Annotated in this window: 14 protein-coding genes; all 14 read right to left on the reverse strand. The window is 30.0% G+C overall.

The window, feature by feature from the left end; translation table 11 throughout:
- Positions 1-203: 203 nt before the first annotated feature.
- The 14 genes from SJY27_RS07355 to SJY27_RS07420 all read right to left on the reverse strand — a co-directional run bounded on the left by SJY27_RS07355 (position 204) and on the right by SJY27_RS07420 (position 16970).
- The gene (locus SJY27_RS07355; RefSeq protein WP_397447613.1) at positions 204-944 is read right to left on the reverse strand and encodes a LytR/AlgR family response regulator transcription factor; all 741 of its coding nucleotides are present in this window, start codon (positions 942-944) and stop codon (positions 204-206) included.
- Between the two features lie 292 nt (positions 945-1236).
- Positions 1237-2337: an ATP-binding protein gene (locus SJY27_RS07360; protein ID WP_397447614.1), complete on the reverse strand. Its 1101-nt coding sequence runs from the start codon at positions 2335-2337 to the stop codon at positions 1237-1239.
- 136 nt (positions 2338-2473) lie between these two features.
- Complete coding sequence (locus SJY27_RS07365) at positions 2474-3268, reverse strand: DUF3050 domain-containing protein (RefSeq protein ID WP_397447615.1); 795 nt, start codon at positions 3266-3268, stop codon at positions 2474-2476.
- Positions 3269-3687: 419 nt separating this feature from the next.
- Entirely contained in the window at positions 3688-3834 is a 147-nt protein-coding gene (locus SJY27_RS07370; RefSeq protein WP_397447616.1) for a hypothetical protein, read from the reverse strand.
- Between the two features lie 79 nt (positions 3835-3913).
- On the reverse strand, positions 3914-4651 hold the full coding sequence (locus tag SJY27_RS07375; protein WP_397447617.1) for a LytR/AlgR family response regulator transcription factor: 738 nt from the start codon (positions 4649-4651) through the stop codon (positions 3914-3916).
- A 268-nt stretch (positions 4652-4919) separates the two neighbouring features.
- Positions 4920-6800, reverse strand: a complete 1881-nt coding sequence (gene ftsZ / locus SJY27_RS07380) for a cell division protein FtsZ (protein ID WP_397447618.1) — start codon at positions 6798-6800, stop codon at positions 4920-4922.
- 64 nt (positions 6801-6864) lie between these two features.
- Positions 6865-8199, reverse strand: coding sequence for a cell division protein FtsA (gene ftsA, locus SJY27_RS07385; protein ID WP_397447619.1), 1335 nt, complete (start codon positions 8197-8199; stop codon positions 6865-6867).
- A gap of 6 nt (positions 8200-8205) precedes the next feature.
- Positions 8206-8892, reverse strand: a complete 687-nt coding sequence (locus SJY27_RS07390) for a cell division protein FtsQ/DivIB (protein ID WP_397447620.1) — start codon at positions 8890-8892, stop codon at positions 8206-8208.
- A gap of 35 nt (positions 8893-8927) precedes the next feature.
- A complete protein-coding gene (murC, locus tag SJY27_RS07395) occupies positions 8928-10337 on the reverse strand; it encodes a UDP-N-acetylmuramate--L-alanine ligase (RefSeq protein ID WP_397447621.1) in 1410 nt (469 codons plus the stop codon).
- A gap of 32 nt (positions 10338-10369) precedes the next feature.
- On the reverse strand, positions 10370-11488 hold the full coding sequence (murG, locus tag SJY27_RS07400; RefSeq protein WP_397447622.1) for an undecaprenyldiphospho-muramoylpentapeptide beta-N-acetylglucosaminyltransferase: 1119 nt from the start codon (positions 11486-11488) through the stop codon (positions 10370-10372).
- The gene (locus tag SJY27_RS07405; protein WP_397447623.1) at positions 11475-12686 is read right to left on the reverse strand and encodes an FtsW/RodA/SpoVE family cell cycle protein; all 1212 of its coding nucleotides are present in this window, start codon (positions 12684-12686) and stop codon (positions 11475-11477) included. The genes murG and SJY27_RS07405 overlap by 14 nt, the downstream gene beginning before the upstream one ends.
- A 110-nt stretch (positions 12687-12796) precedes the next feature.
- Entirely contained in the window at positions 12797-14182 is a 1386-nt protein-coding gene (murD, locus tag SJY27_RS07410) for a UDP-N-acetylmuramoyl-L-alanine--D-glutamate ligase (protein WP_397447624.1), read from the reverse strand.
- A gap of 93 nt (positions 14183-14275) precedes the next feature.
- A complete protein-coding gene (gene mraY / locus SJY27_RS07415; protein WP_397447625.1) occupies positions 14276-15502 on the reverse strand; it encodes a phospho-N-acetylmuramoyl-pentapeptide-transferase in 1227 nt (408 codons plus the stop codon).
- Position 15503: 1 nt separating this feature from the next.
- Positions 15504-16970, reverse strand: a complete 1467-nt coding sequence (locus SJY27_RS07420) for a UDP-N-acetylmuramoyl-L-alanyl-D-glutamate--2,6-diaminopimelate ligase (RefSeq protein ID WP_397447908.1) — start codon at positions 16968-16970, stop codon at positions 15504-15506.

Here is a 16970-nt window from a genome sequence, read left to right on the forward strand (position 1 = left end):
TTTCAAATTATCATAAAAATCATAATCAAATTAGGTGGATACTTGGAATGTAATAATTATGTAAAATGGGTAGTTTTTTTGCAAAAAAAATACAACGTTATTTAAAAAGCAATTATAATTAAACAGCACTATATTTTTTAGAATAGAGGGTCAGAATAAATTAAAATATATAAGCAGACAACTTTTTGACTTGCTATGCATTATTATTTTAAATTTAAGTATTTTCGTAACTCATCAAGTCTTCTTTTAGCTATTGGTAAACTTTTACCATTCTTTAGCACACAATAATAACCATCAGTCCTAAAAACTGTTTTTGTTTCATTAATATTAATTAAAAATTTATGATGTATTCTAAAAAAAGTATTCTTAGGTAATAATTGTTCATAAATACCAATATTTTTAGAAACTGTGCGAGATGTTCCATCAGTTAACTGAAATACTGTGTATTTACCAGCAGCCTCTAAATAAGTTATTTTATAAATGTCTAAAAGCTCAATAGATGTTAAATCGGGTATGGCTATAATACCATCTGCTAAATTATTTGTAGATTCATTTTCAAGGACTTTTTTTTCTAAATGATTTTCTAATTTTGTTAAAGCCTTATTTATTTTAACAATATTCAAAGGTTTAATTAAATATGAAAAAATATTAAATTCATTTATGGCATTTAAAGCATATTCTTTGGATGCACTTGTAATAATAATTTCTGGTTTAATATTTTTAAAATCATTTAAAATGTCTAACGACGATTTTTCATCCTCAAGCTCTACGTCTAAAAAAAGAACGTCTGCTTTGTTTTCTAACATTAAGTCAATAAATTCATTTGTATTTTTTGCTTCACCAATAATAGAAATATCAGGATTGCACTTATTAATAAGAAATTTTAACAACTCTAAATTTAAAACATCATCTTCTACTATATATGCCTTTATTTTTTTTCCCATACTTTTTTTCTCAAATGCTATTCAAAAACATTTATTAATATCACATCTTTATTTTAAGATATTTAAAAGTCTATTTTAATTAACTTTTTCTTAAAAAATGGATAAATTTAAACCTAAACTTTATCTTAAACTACACATCATATTACATAACTTTAATAATTATTTGCAATTGAAGTATTAGTTTACAAATTTAAGAGATTCTCTTATAATTCAACTAAATGAGCATTTAAATTATCAAACCTATACATAACTGTTTTATTATTAAACCTAGTTAATTCTACATTAGTAACAACTAGATATTAACCACCACCCTTGTCCCCTTATTTACCACACTTGAAAAGTTTAAGGTACCTTTTTGATGTGCTATTAATTTTTTACAAATGTAAAGCCCAATTCCTGTGCCTTTTTCTCCTTGTGTACCTGGTTCACTATTTGCTTTAGACAACTTAAAAATTTCACTTAATTTTTCTTCACTCATACCTACACCATTATCCTCAACAATAATCTGAGTATGATGATCTACTTCATCTAGTTTTATTTTAATAGTACCCTTTCTTTTACTGAATTTAATAGCATTTACAAACAAGTTAACTACAACAATTTTAATCAAATTATTATCGGCGTAAAAAATATAATCTTTGTTTGCTTCAATTACTAAATTAATTTCTTTTTTATCGAGTAAGCAGGTATAAGGATGAATTATTTTTTGAATATAGTCTTCTGCGTTTATAATTTCTTTTTTTACTTTTATACCTTGATTTTGCAACTTTGCCCAATCAAGTAAATTTTTTGCTAATTTAAAGTTGGCATAAGCGTAAGAATCTACCTTAGTGATATAATTTAAGCGTTCTTGATCGGATAAACTATTATAATCATCTTTTAACAACTTAGTATAACCTAAAATAATGTTGAATGGGTTTATAAGATCGTGCGCAACAATAGATAATAAAAAATTTATATTTTGTTCTTCTGTTTTTATAGATCTATTGTTTAAAATAAATTTCTTTCCTAATTCATTTTTTTTAGTCAAATTTCTAATTGTACCACAAAATCCGTCTGGCTCACCATAATCATTTAACATGGCTTTAAAAGTTACCTCAACATTTATAAAAGTACCATTTCTATGTTTTATTTGACTTTCAAAACAATAAAACTTATTTTCATGAACCTTTGATTTTGCTAGTCTGATTAGTTGTAAAATTTCTTTGTAAGATTTATTTTTTCTTACGTCTGACCTCATCCATTCTTCTTGCGTATAACCATACTCATCATAAATATTACTAGACACATAGGTACACTTTAAATCATCATTTACAATCCATTGTACATCAATCTTATTTATTGACTTAAAAACTTTATTTGTTTTATCTAAAACAGCTTGCATCTGTATCATTACCTTTTTCTTTTTGAATTCAACTCAAAACAACTTAAATTTACTAGGCTGTCTACTTTTTTTAGATGGCATATTATATACCATAAATTAACTTTGACTTTTTGTTACAACCCACAACTTGAAACTTAGTGTACTATTAATTTTGATTTTGTATTAAATTTGTAATTTCATCCCAAAGTAAAATCCTTTTTTCTAAAGATTTCCTGGCAACTGTTAATACTTCTAACCACTTTCTAACATCCTTTCCACACAAATCTGCAATCATCTCAAGAGACGTAGGGCCATGGTCGTTACCATCTAACTCTATATGCCTTTCTAGATAATAACTAAATTTATTATAGTCTTTCTGTTTGCCTGATTTTTTTAAAATTTCTATAAAGATATCAGGTATTAAATTTTCTCTTCCAAAAGTAAATGCTGAAGCGATTACGTGTGGTTCATTTGTTTGCACAACCGAAAAAGTAAACAAAACAAAATCTGTTACCCCTTTTGAAACATTAGCAGCTTTTAACGCAAATTCAACTGATTTACCTATACTAATAAACTCTAAAAATTGATTGATTTTATTAGTATCTGCACCAATTTGAACCATTGCATCCATATACATTTCAAAATGACTTTTCGACTTTCCGAAAACATCAACATCGCTTTCTTCTGCTAACACAATTTCATTAATAAAACGAGCCAATTTTGGATTACTAGCAGGAACCCAAGGAACATTTAAACATGTAAAATGAGCTTGTAAAGCCTTTAGAAGAGACATAAAATCCCACACTGCAAACGCATGGTTTTCCATAAAAACCTTAACATCTTCTAAAGTATTTAAATAATCGTAAAGTTTGTGATTATTCAACTGACTTCTTAAGTCTGCAATTTCACTTTGAATATAATGTATTTGTCTCATATATACGCTTAAGACTGATTTTGCCATTTGGCTATTACGCGACTTTGGTTTATAGGCTTCTTTTTTCTTTTTTTGAAAAATGCTAATTTAAAAAACTTAGTACTGCACTTTAAACACATGTACCTTCTTGAATTAGGAAAAAAAACCTTTTCTAAAGCTTTTCTAGGCACTCTTATAATATTTAGCTTATGGTCTAATTTTTGACCACAATTAGGACATTTTACGCACATAATAATACCTCAATATTTGTTATTAAATATTATAAAATTACATTTAAATGAGCTAATTTTAAATAACCACTACATAAGTGTACTATAATAAGTATAAGTGGTGTGTGTGTGTGTGTGTGTGTGTGTTTAAAATATTAAAAGGAAACATAAAATTGTTACTGCAATTAGTTTCCAAGCATCTATTTTTAAATACCTATTTCATCATTAATCTTGTTTTTAACCAAACCATTTATAAAATTTTGCTCCACAAAAAGGACAAAAATATTTCTTTAGATTTGGCACAATACGTTTAACACCACTTTTTGGAACTCTTACAATATCTAGCCCTTTAACAGCAGTATTTTTACATTTGGGACATTTCATTTTATACGTACTTTTTATTCAAAGCAACTAACATGTTTTACTTAAAAAAATTGAATCATTTTTATGGTCTATGAAATTTTTATTTTAAGGATAAAAATTTACGTATTTCTTCAAAACGCCTTTTTGCAATGGGTAAATGTTTGCCATTCTTAAGCACACAATATTTACCTTGATTCCTAAAAATACTTTCTACTGCTGTAATATTTACTAAAAACTTATGATGAATTCGAAAAAAAAGATTATTGGGTAAAATTTCTATGTAAGAACCTAAATTTTTAGAAACTGTTCTAGTGATTCCATTTGATAAATGAAATATTGTATATTTTCCTGCAGCCTCTAGGTAAATAATATCTACGATGTTTACAATTTCTATTGAATTAAAGTCTGGTATAGCAACTACATCAGTCTTAACTAATTTCAACTTTTTTATTTCTATTTTTTCTTGTATCTTTTTTTCTGCTTTTATTAATGCCCTATTAAGATCTCGCATACTTAATGGCTTTATCATATAAGCAGCAATATCATACTGGTTTATTGCCTTTAAAGCATACTCTTTAGAAGAACTTACTACAATAATCTCTGCACTTATACCTCCATGATCTTCCATAATTTCTAAAGAAGTCTTTGACTCATCTAGCTCTATATCTAAAAAAACAATATCTGCTTCATCTTTAATTAATAAATCTACAAATTCAAGCTCATTTGTTGCTTCTCCAATAATTTTAATTGGTGGAATATAACCTTCGACTAATAATTTTAAAAACTCGATATTTTCTTTGTCATCCTCTACAATATAAGCCTTAAGTTCTTTAACCATTTTTTATTTTTAACACCACAATCTAAACTATGCTGCTTGTATTTATTGTATTAAATTAATAAAAGGGAAATATAAAGAACAAACGAGTATTGCTGTATATATTTAGTACTTTAAACAAAAGTATTTTTTTTTAATTTACAGTTTTGTTTATATGATAATTTATAACTAAAAATGTAGATGAAAAGCAGTAAAATAAAGACTAGCTGTGACTAAAATAAAAAATCACACCCTTTTGAGGTGTGACTTTTATCGTTTTGAGGAATATGTATTAATCTACATTATCATGTAAAAAAGAATTACCAGATGAAAAATCAATACCATCATCATCTTTTTTTAGTACAGTTTTTGTTTTACTAATTGCACCTTCTTTATTTAAGTTTACACCTAACCTTTTATATGCTGGCTGACGCTCAATTTCATCAATATTTTTATTTAAATTTTCGTTGAAACTATAATTGAACTTTTTCATGTTCTTTCTACGTTCTGCAGCTCTCTTTTGCATCTCATTAATTGTTGAATCTAATGGAGAAACTTCTTCGCTTAAAGTATCCATCTCATTAATTTCAGATTGATGTGTTGGCTGCTTTAGTTCTACTTTTAATTCTTGTTCAACAATACTATTTTTTGTGATGTTTGAGCTTTTACCAATTGTAGGTGCTGCATCAAAATCTTCTAAAACATAGCGTACTTCTTTTTTAGCTTTAACTTCTAACGTGTCTTCTACCTCTATTTGTTTTGCTTTTTCAATAGCATTGGTTAACGTAAACCTAACTTCTTCTTCCTTGTCTATTTTTTGTTTAGATATTGGAAAATCAAAAACTAAATCTGTTTGCGGTTGTTGGGTTACTTCATTTGTATTTTCTTGTTCTTTTACAACATCAGTAATTATAAAATCATCTTCAGATACAGTTTCTACACCAACCTCTTCATAGCTAACAGGCATACTTGCTATAATTTCATTGGTTTTAACCAAATCCATTTTTGGCTTGGTATCTACAACATCATCCTCTAGTGTATGTACAATTTTCTGCGCAACTTTATTAGTGATTGGGGTTTCTAAGTTCGGCTGTTTTACAATTGTTTTTTCAGCAAAATTGTAGGTTGCTTTTTGCTCATCTTCTAAGGTATGAATAACTTTTTTTACTTCGGTATTGGTAATTGTACTTTGTTGATCTGCTGCAAAACCAGTAGCTACAATAGTTACAGCAATGGCATCACCTAAATCTTCATCTTCTCCAATACCCATAATGATATTGGCATCATAACCAGCTTCATCTTGTATAAAATCATTAATTTCCCCTATCTCATCTAAGGTTACTTCATTGGTACCAGAAACAATCAATAAAAGCACATTTTTAGCTCCTGTAATTTTATTATCATTTAGTAAAGGAGAGTCTAAGGCTTTAACAATTGCTGTTTTCGCTCTGTCTTGCCCCTCTTCTTTTGCAGACCCCATAATTGCAGTACCACTATTAGACAACACAGTTTTTGCATCATGCAAGTCAATATTTTGTTTGTAATGGTGCGTAATTACTTCTGCAATTCCTTTAGAGGCCGTAGACAATACTTCATCTGCTTTAGAGAACCCTGCTTTAAAACCAAGATTTCCGTAAACTTCTCTTAATTTATTGTTGTTAATCACAATTAAAGAATCTACATTTTGGCGCAGTTGATCGATTCCTAATTGTGCTTGTTTGGTTCGTCTTTTTCCTTCGAAAGCAAAAGGCATAGTTACAATACCTACTGTTAAGATATCCATATCTTTGGCAATCTTAGCAATAATTGGTGCTGCACCAGTACCTGTTCCACCACCCATACCAGCAGTAATAAAAACCATTTTGGTTTGGGTATTTAACATTTGCTGCACCTCTTGCATACTTTCTTTGGCGGCTTGCGCACCAATTTCTGGATTTGCACCTGCACCTAAACCAGAAGTTAAATTTGCACCTAATTGAATTTTATTAGGTATGGGACTGTTTTCTAGAGCTTGTGCATCTGTATTACAGATTACAAAATCTACTCCGTTAATGTGTTGCTGAAACATGTGGTTTACGGCATTGCTACCTCCACCTCCAACACCAATTACTTTTATGGTGTTAGATTGTGTTTTTGGCATATCGAATGAAATGTTATCAAATTCTGCGCTCATAATAACGTTTTTCTTAATTGGTTTTTATTGATATTTTGTTTTTTGTTCTATTTGTTTGCTGATATTATTCAGCATTATCTAAAAAATCTTTTAAGCCTTCTGTAAACTTATCGAAAAAAGATTTCTTTTTGGGTTTTGGTTTCACCTCAACTTTTGGCTGTGTATTGATAACTTCTTCTTCATTTTCTTCTTCACTTATAGTATCTTCTACTAGAGCTTGAGTTTCTTCTACTTTAATTTCTTTTTCTAAACCTTCCATTAGTAAACCAACTGCGGTTGCATAAGAAGGACTTGACAAGGCTTCATCTGAATCGCCTGCTAAATGTTCATTAGGAAAACCAATTCTTGCATCCATCCCTGTAATATATTCAACCAATTGACGTAAATGTTTTAGTTGCGAACCACCACCTGTTAAAACTATACCTGCAATTAATTTTCCTTTGGCGGTTTCATGACCATAATTTTTTATCTCTAAAAATACATGTTCTATAATTTCTTGTACTCTTGCATGAATAATTTTCGATAAATTTTTAAGTGTAATTTCTTTAGGTTCTCTACCTCTTAAACCTGGTATGGACACAATTTCAGTATCTTTATTTTCTCCTGGCCAAGCAGAACCGAATTTTGTTTTTAATAATTCTGCTTGTTTTTCTATGATAGAGCAACCTTCTTTAATATCATCTGTAATTACATTACCTCCAAAAGGAATTACTGCTGTATGTCTGATAATACCATCTTTAAAAATGGCTAAATCTGTGGTACCTCCTCCAATATCAATAAGCGCAACACCAGCCTCTTTTTCTTCTTGACTCAATACAGCTTGTGCAGATGCTAAAGGTTCTAACGTAATTTCACTTAAATCTAAACCTGCACTTTTTACACAACGCCCTATATTTCTAATAGAAGAAACTTGCCCCACAACAACATGAAAATTAGCTTCTAAGCGCCCACCATACATACCAATTGGCTCTTTGATATCTGCTTGAGAATCTACTTTAAATTCTTGTGGTAATACATGAATAATTTCTTCTCCTGGAAGCATTACTAATTTATGAACTTGATTTACTAAATCTTCTATATCTGTATCTTCAATAACTTCATCTGCATTATTTCTGGTAATATAATCGCTATGATGTAAGCTTCTAATATGCTGACCTGCAATACCCACAACTACATCTTCTATTTGAACACCAGATACACTTTCTGCCTCATCTACAGCCTGTTGAATAGATTGAATGGTTTGTGTAATGTTGCTAACCACACCACGTTTTACACCTAAACTTTTTGCTTTTCCAATGCCAATTACTTCAATTTTACCATATTCGTTTTTTCGACCAATCATGGCAACAATTTTGGTAGTACCAATATCTAAACCAACAGCTATTTTATTGTCTTCCATTATAGTTTATTTAGTGCACACAACTTGGTTGTGATATTTTACATTTATGGTTTTATAATTTTGAATGGTTTTGTCTTCAAAAGTTTTATTATAAAACGCTTTTAATTTTTTAAATTTTACATCTACTCTGGTTAATTTTCCAAAATCGATTTTATATTTTCCGCTTCTAACAGAAAATTGATATTCGTTATTCTCTAATTTCTCTATTCCTACAATTTCTTTTTGCAGAAAACTATCTGCTAAAATTGTATTTATTAAAGGTAAAATTTCATTCAAATCTTTATCATTATCAACACCTAAAACCAATAATACCCTTGCTGAATAATTGGCAGAAAGTGGTATTTTTACTCCTTCTTTATCAACATAATAAGATTTATTTTCGCCAATAATTCTTGCTATTGGTGTACGTTGTTTTAAAATAGCTTTTAACGCACCATCTATAGACAAAAAAACAGATGCATTTTCTACATATGGGTTTTGAATTACGTTATTTTCTAAACTGTATAAATTTATCACAGATTTTGCTTGGTTTTTAATACTATCTCCTTTTTGTATTAACAATTTATTAACCATTGCATGAGTTAAAAAATTATTCTCTCCATTCTCAAATTCAACAATAATTGCTTCTACTTTTCTATTTTCGTTTCTATGAGATGAAAAACTATATAAAACTCCTAAACCTACTATTAACATAAGAAATAATAGATATTTTACCAACCTTTTAAACATCATTTATTAGTTTTTTTTAGTTGATTTGTAATTTCTTCTACCAATACTCCAATATCACCTGCACCTAACATAACAACTACTTTTGCTTGTGAATTTTGAATATCTTTTAGCAATTGACTTTTTTGAGTCAATATTTTATGTTCATTCTCTATTTTATTTAACAACCACTGAGAAGTGACACCTGCAATAGGTTTTTCTCTAGCTGGATAAATATCTAACAATAAAATTTCATCAAATTTTGACAAGGCTGTTGCAAAATCATCTATAAAATCTCTTGTTCTTGAAAACAAATGTGGCTGAAAAATGACCAACGCTTTTTCAGCTGGATACATTTCTCTGATGGCATTTTCTACTGCTTTAATTTCTGTTGGATGATGCGCATAATCATCAATCAACACCAAATTATCGGTTTTAATTTTATATGAAAACCTTCGTTTTACCCCTTTAAAAGAAGCTAAACGTTCTTTGATATTATTTAAAGCAACACCATACACGTCTGCCATAGCTAAAGCAGCTAAAGCATTCATAACATTGTGTTTACCTGGCAAATGAAAATGAATATCATAAATAGTTTGAGTTGGAGTTTGTACATCAAAAAAATATATTCCATTTTCAATTTTTAAATTGAAAGCCCTATAATCTGCATCTTCATTCACAGCATAAGTCAATCCTTTTAAAGGCAGCCCTTTAGCTACAATTAAAGTATTTGACACTTTTTGTGCAAAGGTAAAAAAAGACTCTTCTAATGCTGCTTTTTCTCCATAAATATCTAAATGATCAGCGTCCATAGACGTTACACATGCAATATTGGGACTTAGTTTTAAGAATGACCTATCAAACTCATCAGCTTCTACCACAGAAACTTTATCATCAGCTAAAATTAAGTTTGAGTTATAGTTTTCGGCAATGCCACCTAAAAAAGAAGTTGCTTTTTCAGGCTCCATAATGTGGCCTAAAATTGAAGATGTTGTTGTTTTACCATGGGTACCAGCCACTGCCAAACAAAAAGTAGATTTTGTAATTTCTCCTAAAATTTCAGACCTTTTTAAAACCTTATAACCATTATCTAAAAAGTAATTAAGTTGTGTATGATTTTTTGGAACTGCTGGTGTAAATACCACCAAAGTTTTGTCTTTATCTAAAAAAGAAATTGGAATATTTTGCAATGTATCTTCAAAATGAATTTGAACACCCAAATCTTCTAAAACAGAAGTTATATACGATGCTGTTTTATCATAACCAGCCACGTTTTTACCATTAGCAGCAAAATAACGAGCAATTGCGCTCATACCTATGCCTCCAATACCAATAAAATATATAAAATTCCAAGCCCATCCTAAATCCTTCCCAAAGGGAAGGACTTTTTGAAGTACCTTTTTATTTGATTTATTTTTTATTGAATTACTCATTTTAATTTCTAATACAAATTTTGTTTCCAAATTTATAGCTCCTTCCCTTTGGGAAAGTTGGCATAGGCTAATAATTTTTCTACTTCGTTTACAATATTTGTTGTTGCGCTTGGCAATGCTAGCTCGTGTATATTTTCTGATAAATGCTCTTGCTTGCCTTTATCTTTTAACAAGGTTTCAAAAACTATCGAAAAAGTATCTAACTCTTTTTCTGGTAATAAAATTGCCCCATGTTGATCTGCAATTGATTTTGCATTTTTTGTTTGATGATCTTCTGCCACATTTGGTGATGGTATAAAAATAACAGGCTTGCCAACAATACACAATTCAGAAACCGAACTTGCACCAGCTCTTGAAATAATAAAATCTGCTGCTGCATAAGCTAAATCCATTTTATTGATGAATTGATGTACCTGAATATGATCTAATTCGTTGTATTTTTTATACTCATCAATATAAAATTTACCACATTGCCAAATCACCTGTACTTGTTGCTTTTTAAAGAAATCTATATGTGCTGCAATTAACTGATTTATTTTTCTTGCGCCCAAACTACCACCAAGCACCAAAATTGTTTTCATTTTAGCATCTAGTTTAAAAAATGCTTTTCCTTGATCAACTTTATTATAAATGGTTAATAAATCTTGACGAACAGGATTACCTGTTTTAATAATTTTATCCGAAGGAAAAAACCGTTCTAAATTATCATAAGCCACACAAATTTTGCTAGCGCTTTTACTCAACAACTTATTGGTTATTCCTGGAAAAGAATTCTGTTCTTGAATTAATGTTGGTATCTTTTTTCTATTTGCCATGATTAAAGCAGGACCACTTGCAAAACCACCAGTACCAATAGCTATATTTGGTTGAAATTTTCTAATGATTTTTCTTGATTTCCATAAACTAAAAATCAATTTTATTGGAAACAATAAATTATCTATTGTAAATTTTCTTTGAATTCCTGCAATCCACAATCCTTTTATTTCATAACCCGCTTGTGGTACTTTTTCCATTTCCATTTTGTCTTGTGCCCCAACAAATAGAAAATTGGCATTAGGATAGCGCATTTTTATCTCGTTTGCAATTGCAATTGCAGGATAAATATGCCCTCCTGTACCACCACCTGATATGAGTATATTATATGGTTTCATGCAAAATATCTAAAGGGTTATCGTCTAAAATATCTTCTTCTGTTTGTTCTTTTGATGCACTAACGCTTAAAATCATTCCTAATGCAAAACAGGTCATCCAAATAGATGTTCCTCCACTACTCAACAAGGGTAAGGTTTGGCCAGTTACTGGAAACAAATTAGTAGCAACTGCCATATTTATTGTAGCTTGAAAAATAATTGGCAGTCCTACCCCAACAACCAATAAAGTACCAAAAATAGTAGTGGTTTTTCTAATGACCACAAAAATTCTGAATAGCAAAACAAAATAAATTAGAATGATTAACAAACCACCAATTAAACCATACTCTTCTACAATTATGGCAAAAATAAAATCGGATTCTGAAGCATATAAAAAATTCTTTTGAACGCTTTTACCAGGACCAACTCCAATAATTCCGCCAGTAGCAATGGCAATTTTAGCTTTCTGAACTTGATAATTTTCTTTATTACTTGTTTTTTCATTGCTCCCTTCTACCTCATCAGCAGGAAAAAAACCTGAAATCCTGTTTTCCCAAGTTTGAACTCTATTGGGCATTGCGTCTGGAAAAGCTTTGGCGATTAATATAAATATAGATAAGGCTACAATACCTGTTCCTAAAATAAAACCAATATACTTTAAAGGATAACCACCAATAAATGTAATTGTTAAAATCATTACAAAAATGATTGCTGTTGTAGAAAAGTTTGCTGGTAAAATCAACATTAAAATAATTGAAACTGGCAACCATAATTGCCAAATACTTTCCTTAAATTTTATTTGTTTTTCTTTATTTCTAGCCAAATATCGAGCTACATAAACCATTAATACTAAGCCTGCTAAAGTTGATGTTTGAAAACCAACACCTGCAATTTTAATCCATCTACTTGCATTTGCACCTCCTTTTACGGTACCTTGCATTAAGGTAAATATTAACAGAATAATGACAACTGGAAGCAATAATACAGATCCACCTGAAAAATATCTGTATGGAATTTTATGCACTCCATAAATAATAGCAAACCCCATAATTAACAAAACCAAGTGCTTCATTAAATAGTATGAAGTTGACCCCAAACCTTTTACATACACCAAATTTGTACTTGCACTATATACAGGCATAAATGAAAGTATTGCCAAAATAGCTACAATTGCCCAAATGGTTTTATCTCCTTTAATATGTTGAAAAATGGTTTTCAATTCTTGGTTTTTGGTTTTTGGTTTTTGGTTTTTAATAATAAAAAATAAATTACTCGAATAATATATATTGTTAATTATAAACCTTTTAAACAATTAAATGATTAATAATTTTACAAACTTCTTACTGCTTTTTTAAACTGACGACCTCTATCTTCATAACTCTTAAATAAATCGAAACTTGCACAAGCTGGCGATAATAAAACAGCATCGCCTCTTTCTGCTAACTTATAAGAAACTTTCACTGCCTCTTCAGCACCTGCAGTTTCAACAATCATATCTATTACATTACCAAAAGTATTTTTTATCTTTTCATTATCTACACCTAAGCATACAATTGCTTTTACCTTTTCTCTTACCAAAGGCAATAAATCTGTATAATCGTTTCCTTTATCTACTCCACCAACAATCCAAATGGTTTGTTTATCCATACATTCTAGAGCATAAAAAGTTGCATTAACATTCGTTGCTTTAGAATCGTTGATATACTCTACATCTTTTACTTTTGCTACATTTTCTAATCGGTGTTCTGCACCTTCAAAAGTTGCCATACTTTCTTTGATAAATTCTTTTCTAACACTTAATAATTGCGCAGCCATTGAAGCTGCCATTACATTTTTTGTATTGTGTTTTCCTTTTACTGATAGGGTTGATATTGGCATATTAATTTTTTCTTTATTTATGTTGATTATAATATTATTTTCTTTAACATAAGCACCGTATTCTAATTCTTTTTCTAACGAAAACGGAACTAATTTTGCAACTGTTTTATGTTTTGTTAACCAATTATTGATGACTTCATCATCTGCATCATAGATTAAATAATCTGTTGATTTTTGATTTTTTGTAATTCTAAATTTTGAGTTTATATAATTTTCAAACTTGTACTCATATCTATCTAAATGATCTGGAGAAATGTTTGTTAAAATAGCAATATGTGGGTTGAAATTTTCAATACCATCTAATTGAAAACTACTGATTTCTAGCACGTAATTTTTAAAATCGTTCTCAGCCACTTGCTTTGCAAAACTATCTCCAATATTTCCAGCAACACCAACATTTAAACCTGCATGTTGCAACATATGATGTGTTAATAATGTTGTAGTTGTTTTGCCATTTGAACCTGTAATACCAATAATTTTTGCATTCGTAAATTGGGCTGCAAACTCAATTTCAGAAATTACAGGAATTCCATTTTTTTTCAACTTTTGAATTAAAGCCACTTTATCTGGAATACCAGGACTTTTCATCACCACATCTGCATTTAAAATTTTGCTTTCTGTATGTTGATTTTCCTCAAAATTTATTTCGTTAAATAAAAGAACTTCTTTATACTTTTTTGATATTAAACCTTTGTCTGAAACAAAAACTTGATATCCTTTCTGCTTTCCTAAAATTGCTGTACCTACTCCACTTTCTCCACCTCCAAGAATCGCAAGAAGCCCCCTTTCCCCCAAAGGGGGTAAAACTGGAATCGTATGTTTGTCTTGGTTGTTCATTATTTTAAATTCTTAATATGTTATTCTTTTTTCTATTTTCAATAATTTTTACACCTTAGTGTTTCTTCCCTTTGGGAAGGTTGGGATGGGCTTTTACCTCAATTTTAATGTTACAATTGTAAATACTGCTAATAAAATTCCAACTATCCAAAAACGAACTACAATTTTACTTTCGTGATAATTTAATTTTTGATAATGATGATGTAAAGGCGCCATTTTAAAAATTCTTCTACCTTCACCAAACTTCTTTTTTGTGTATTTAAACCAAGAAACTTGCATAATCACAGACAAGTTTTCAATGACAAAAACCCCAGCTAAAATGGGCAACAACAATTCTTTACGTATTGAAATGGCAATAACAGCTATAATTCCGCCAATGGTTAAACTCCCTGTATCTCCCATAAAAACTTGAGCAGGAAAGGTATTGTACCATAAAAAACCAATTAACGCACCTGCAAATGCAAGAATAAAAACTGTCATTTCACCAGAGTTAGGGATGTACATTACATCTAAATAATCTGCAAAAATGATGTTTCCAGAAACCCAAGCAAACGCAGCCAACGTAACCACAATTATTGCTGATGAACCTGCTGCTAATCCATCAATACCATCTGTAAGATTTGCACCATTAGAAATTCCGGTAACAATAAAAACTGTGATGAATATAAAAATAATCCATCCATATTTTTCGTAGCCATCACCTAAAAAACTTAGCGGTTTTGCATAATCTAATTCGTTATCTTTAAAAAAAGGTACTGTTGTTTTTGTAGATTTATGCGCCTCTCCAAAAACTTTTCTTCGTCCGTTTTCTTGCATTACCTGTTGATCAAGTGGTAATTGTTCTTTAATAGTTACCCCATTATTAAAATACAACATAGAACCTACAATTACACCCAAACCAACTTGACCCAGCACTTTAAATTTACCTTTTAAACCTTCTTTATCTTTTTTAAACACTTTTATATAATCGTCTAAAAAACCGATTAAGCCCATCCAAACTGTGGTTATAATTAGAATAATAATGTAAATATTTTCTAATTTTGTTAATAAAAGCACAGGAATTAATGTTGCAAAAATGATAATGACACCCCCCATTGTTGGAGTTCCTGATTTTTGTTTTTGCCCCTCTAAACCTAAATCTCTAACGGTTTCACCAACTTGTTGTTTTCTTAGATAGTTGATAATTCTTTTCCCGTAAATTGCAGAAATCAATAACGACAAAATAAATGCTGCAGCTGCCCTAAATGTGATGAATTGAAACACACTTGCCCCTGGAAAACTGAACTGACTTTCTAAATATTCAAATAAATAATACAGCATTTTAATTGTTTTTTAGTTGATTGAAACAAAACGTAACTTCCTCTAAATCATCGAAATGATTTCGAACTCCGTTAACCTCTTGATAATTTTCGTGTCCTTTTCCTGCAATTAAAATAATGTCTCCAGTTTTAGATAACTTACAAGCGGTTTTAATAGCCTGTTTTCTATCTAAAATGGTTAATATTTTTCTATAGTTTTCTGGAGCTACACCTGTTTCCATTTCATCTAAAATGGTTTGTGCATCTTCCGTTCTTGGATTGTCTGACGTAAAAATAGCTTGGTTACTTAATTGCGATGCAATATGCGCCATTTTAGGTCTTTTGGTTTTATCTCTATCACCACCACAACCTACAACTGTAATTACTTTTTCGTTGTTTGTTCTGATATCATTTATGGTTTCTAATACATTTTTCAATGCATCAGGTGTATGTGCATAATCTACAATTGCTGTAATTCCATCCTCAGAAACTGTATATTGAAAACGACCACTTACACTTTCTAACTGACTTATAATGGTTAAAATTTCTAATTTTTCTAAGCCTAACAACTCAGCTGTTGCCATAATTGCAGTAAGATTATAGATATTAAAAACCCCTATTAATTTGATCCAAACCTCTATTCCATCCACAGAAATTAAAGTACCAGATAGTTGTTTTTCTAAAATTCTGGTTTTATAATCTGCTACTGTTTTTAAGGCATATGAATATTTATTAGCCTTAGTATTTTGCAACATATAGTTGCCATTTTTATCATCGATATTTGTTAATGCAAAAGCCGATTTTGGCAACGCATCAAAAAATTCTTTTTTTACATTTCGATATTCAGCAAAGGTTTTATGATAATCTAAATGATCATGCGAAAGGTTGGTGAAAATTCCGCCAGCAAACGTTAAGCCTTCTGTTCTTTTTTGATGAATTCCGTGCGAGCTTACTTCCATAAAACAATACTCCACACCTTCTTCTAACATCAAATCTAAATACCTGTTGATTGTTACAGAATCTGGAGTAGTGTGTGTGGCTTTATATTCAGTTTCATCCACCAAAATTTTTACTGTAGACAACAAACCAACTTTATAACCTGCCTTATTGAATAATTGATATAATAATGATGCAATTGTGGTTTTACCATTTGTACCAGTAACTCCAACTATTGGGAATTTTGTAGAAGGATTGTTGTAAAAATTAGAAGCCATAATTGCCAAAGCAGTATTTGCGTTTTCAACCTGAATGTAGGTTATCCCTTCTTTTTTATCCGAAGGAAAATCTTCGCACACAATTGCGCTTGCACCCAATGAAACAGCTTTATCTATATATAAATGACCATCTACTTGCACCCCTTTTTGCGCCACAAAAACATCTCTTTTTCTGACTTTTCTAGAATCAAAAACAAGTTCGTTCACCTCAATATTTGTAATACCAAATACTTGATTTATGCCCACTTTATATAATATGTCTTGTAAATTTTTCAG

The organism is Polaribacter sp. R77954 (assembly GCF_044595335.1).
Classification (GTDB): domain Bacteria; phylum Bacteroidota; class Bacteroidia; order Flavobacteriales; family Flavobacteriaceae; genus Polaribacter.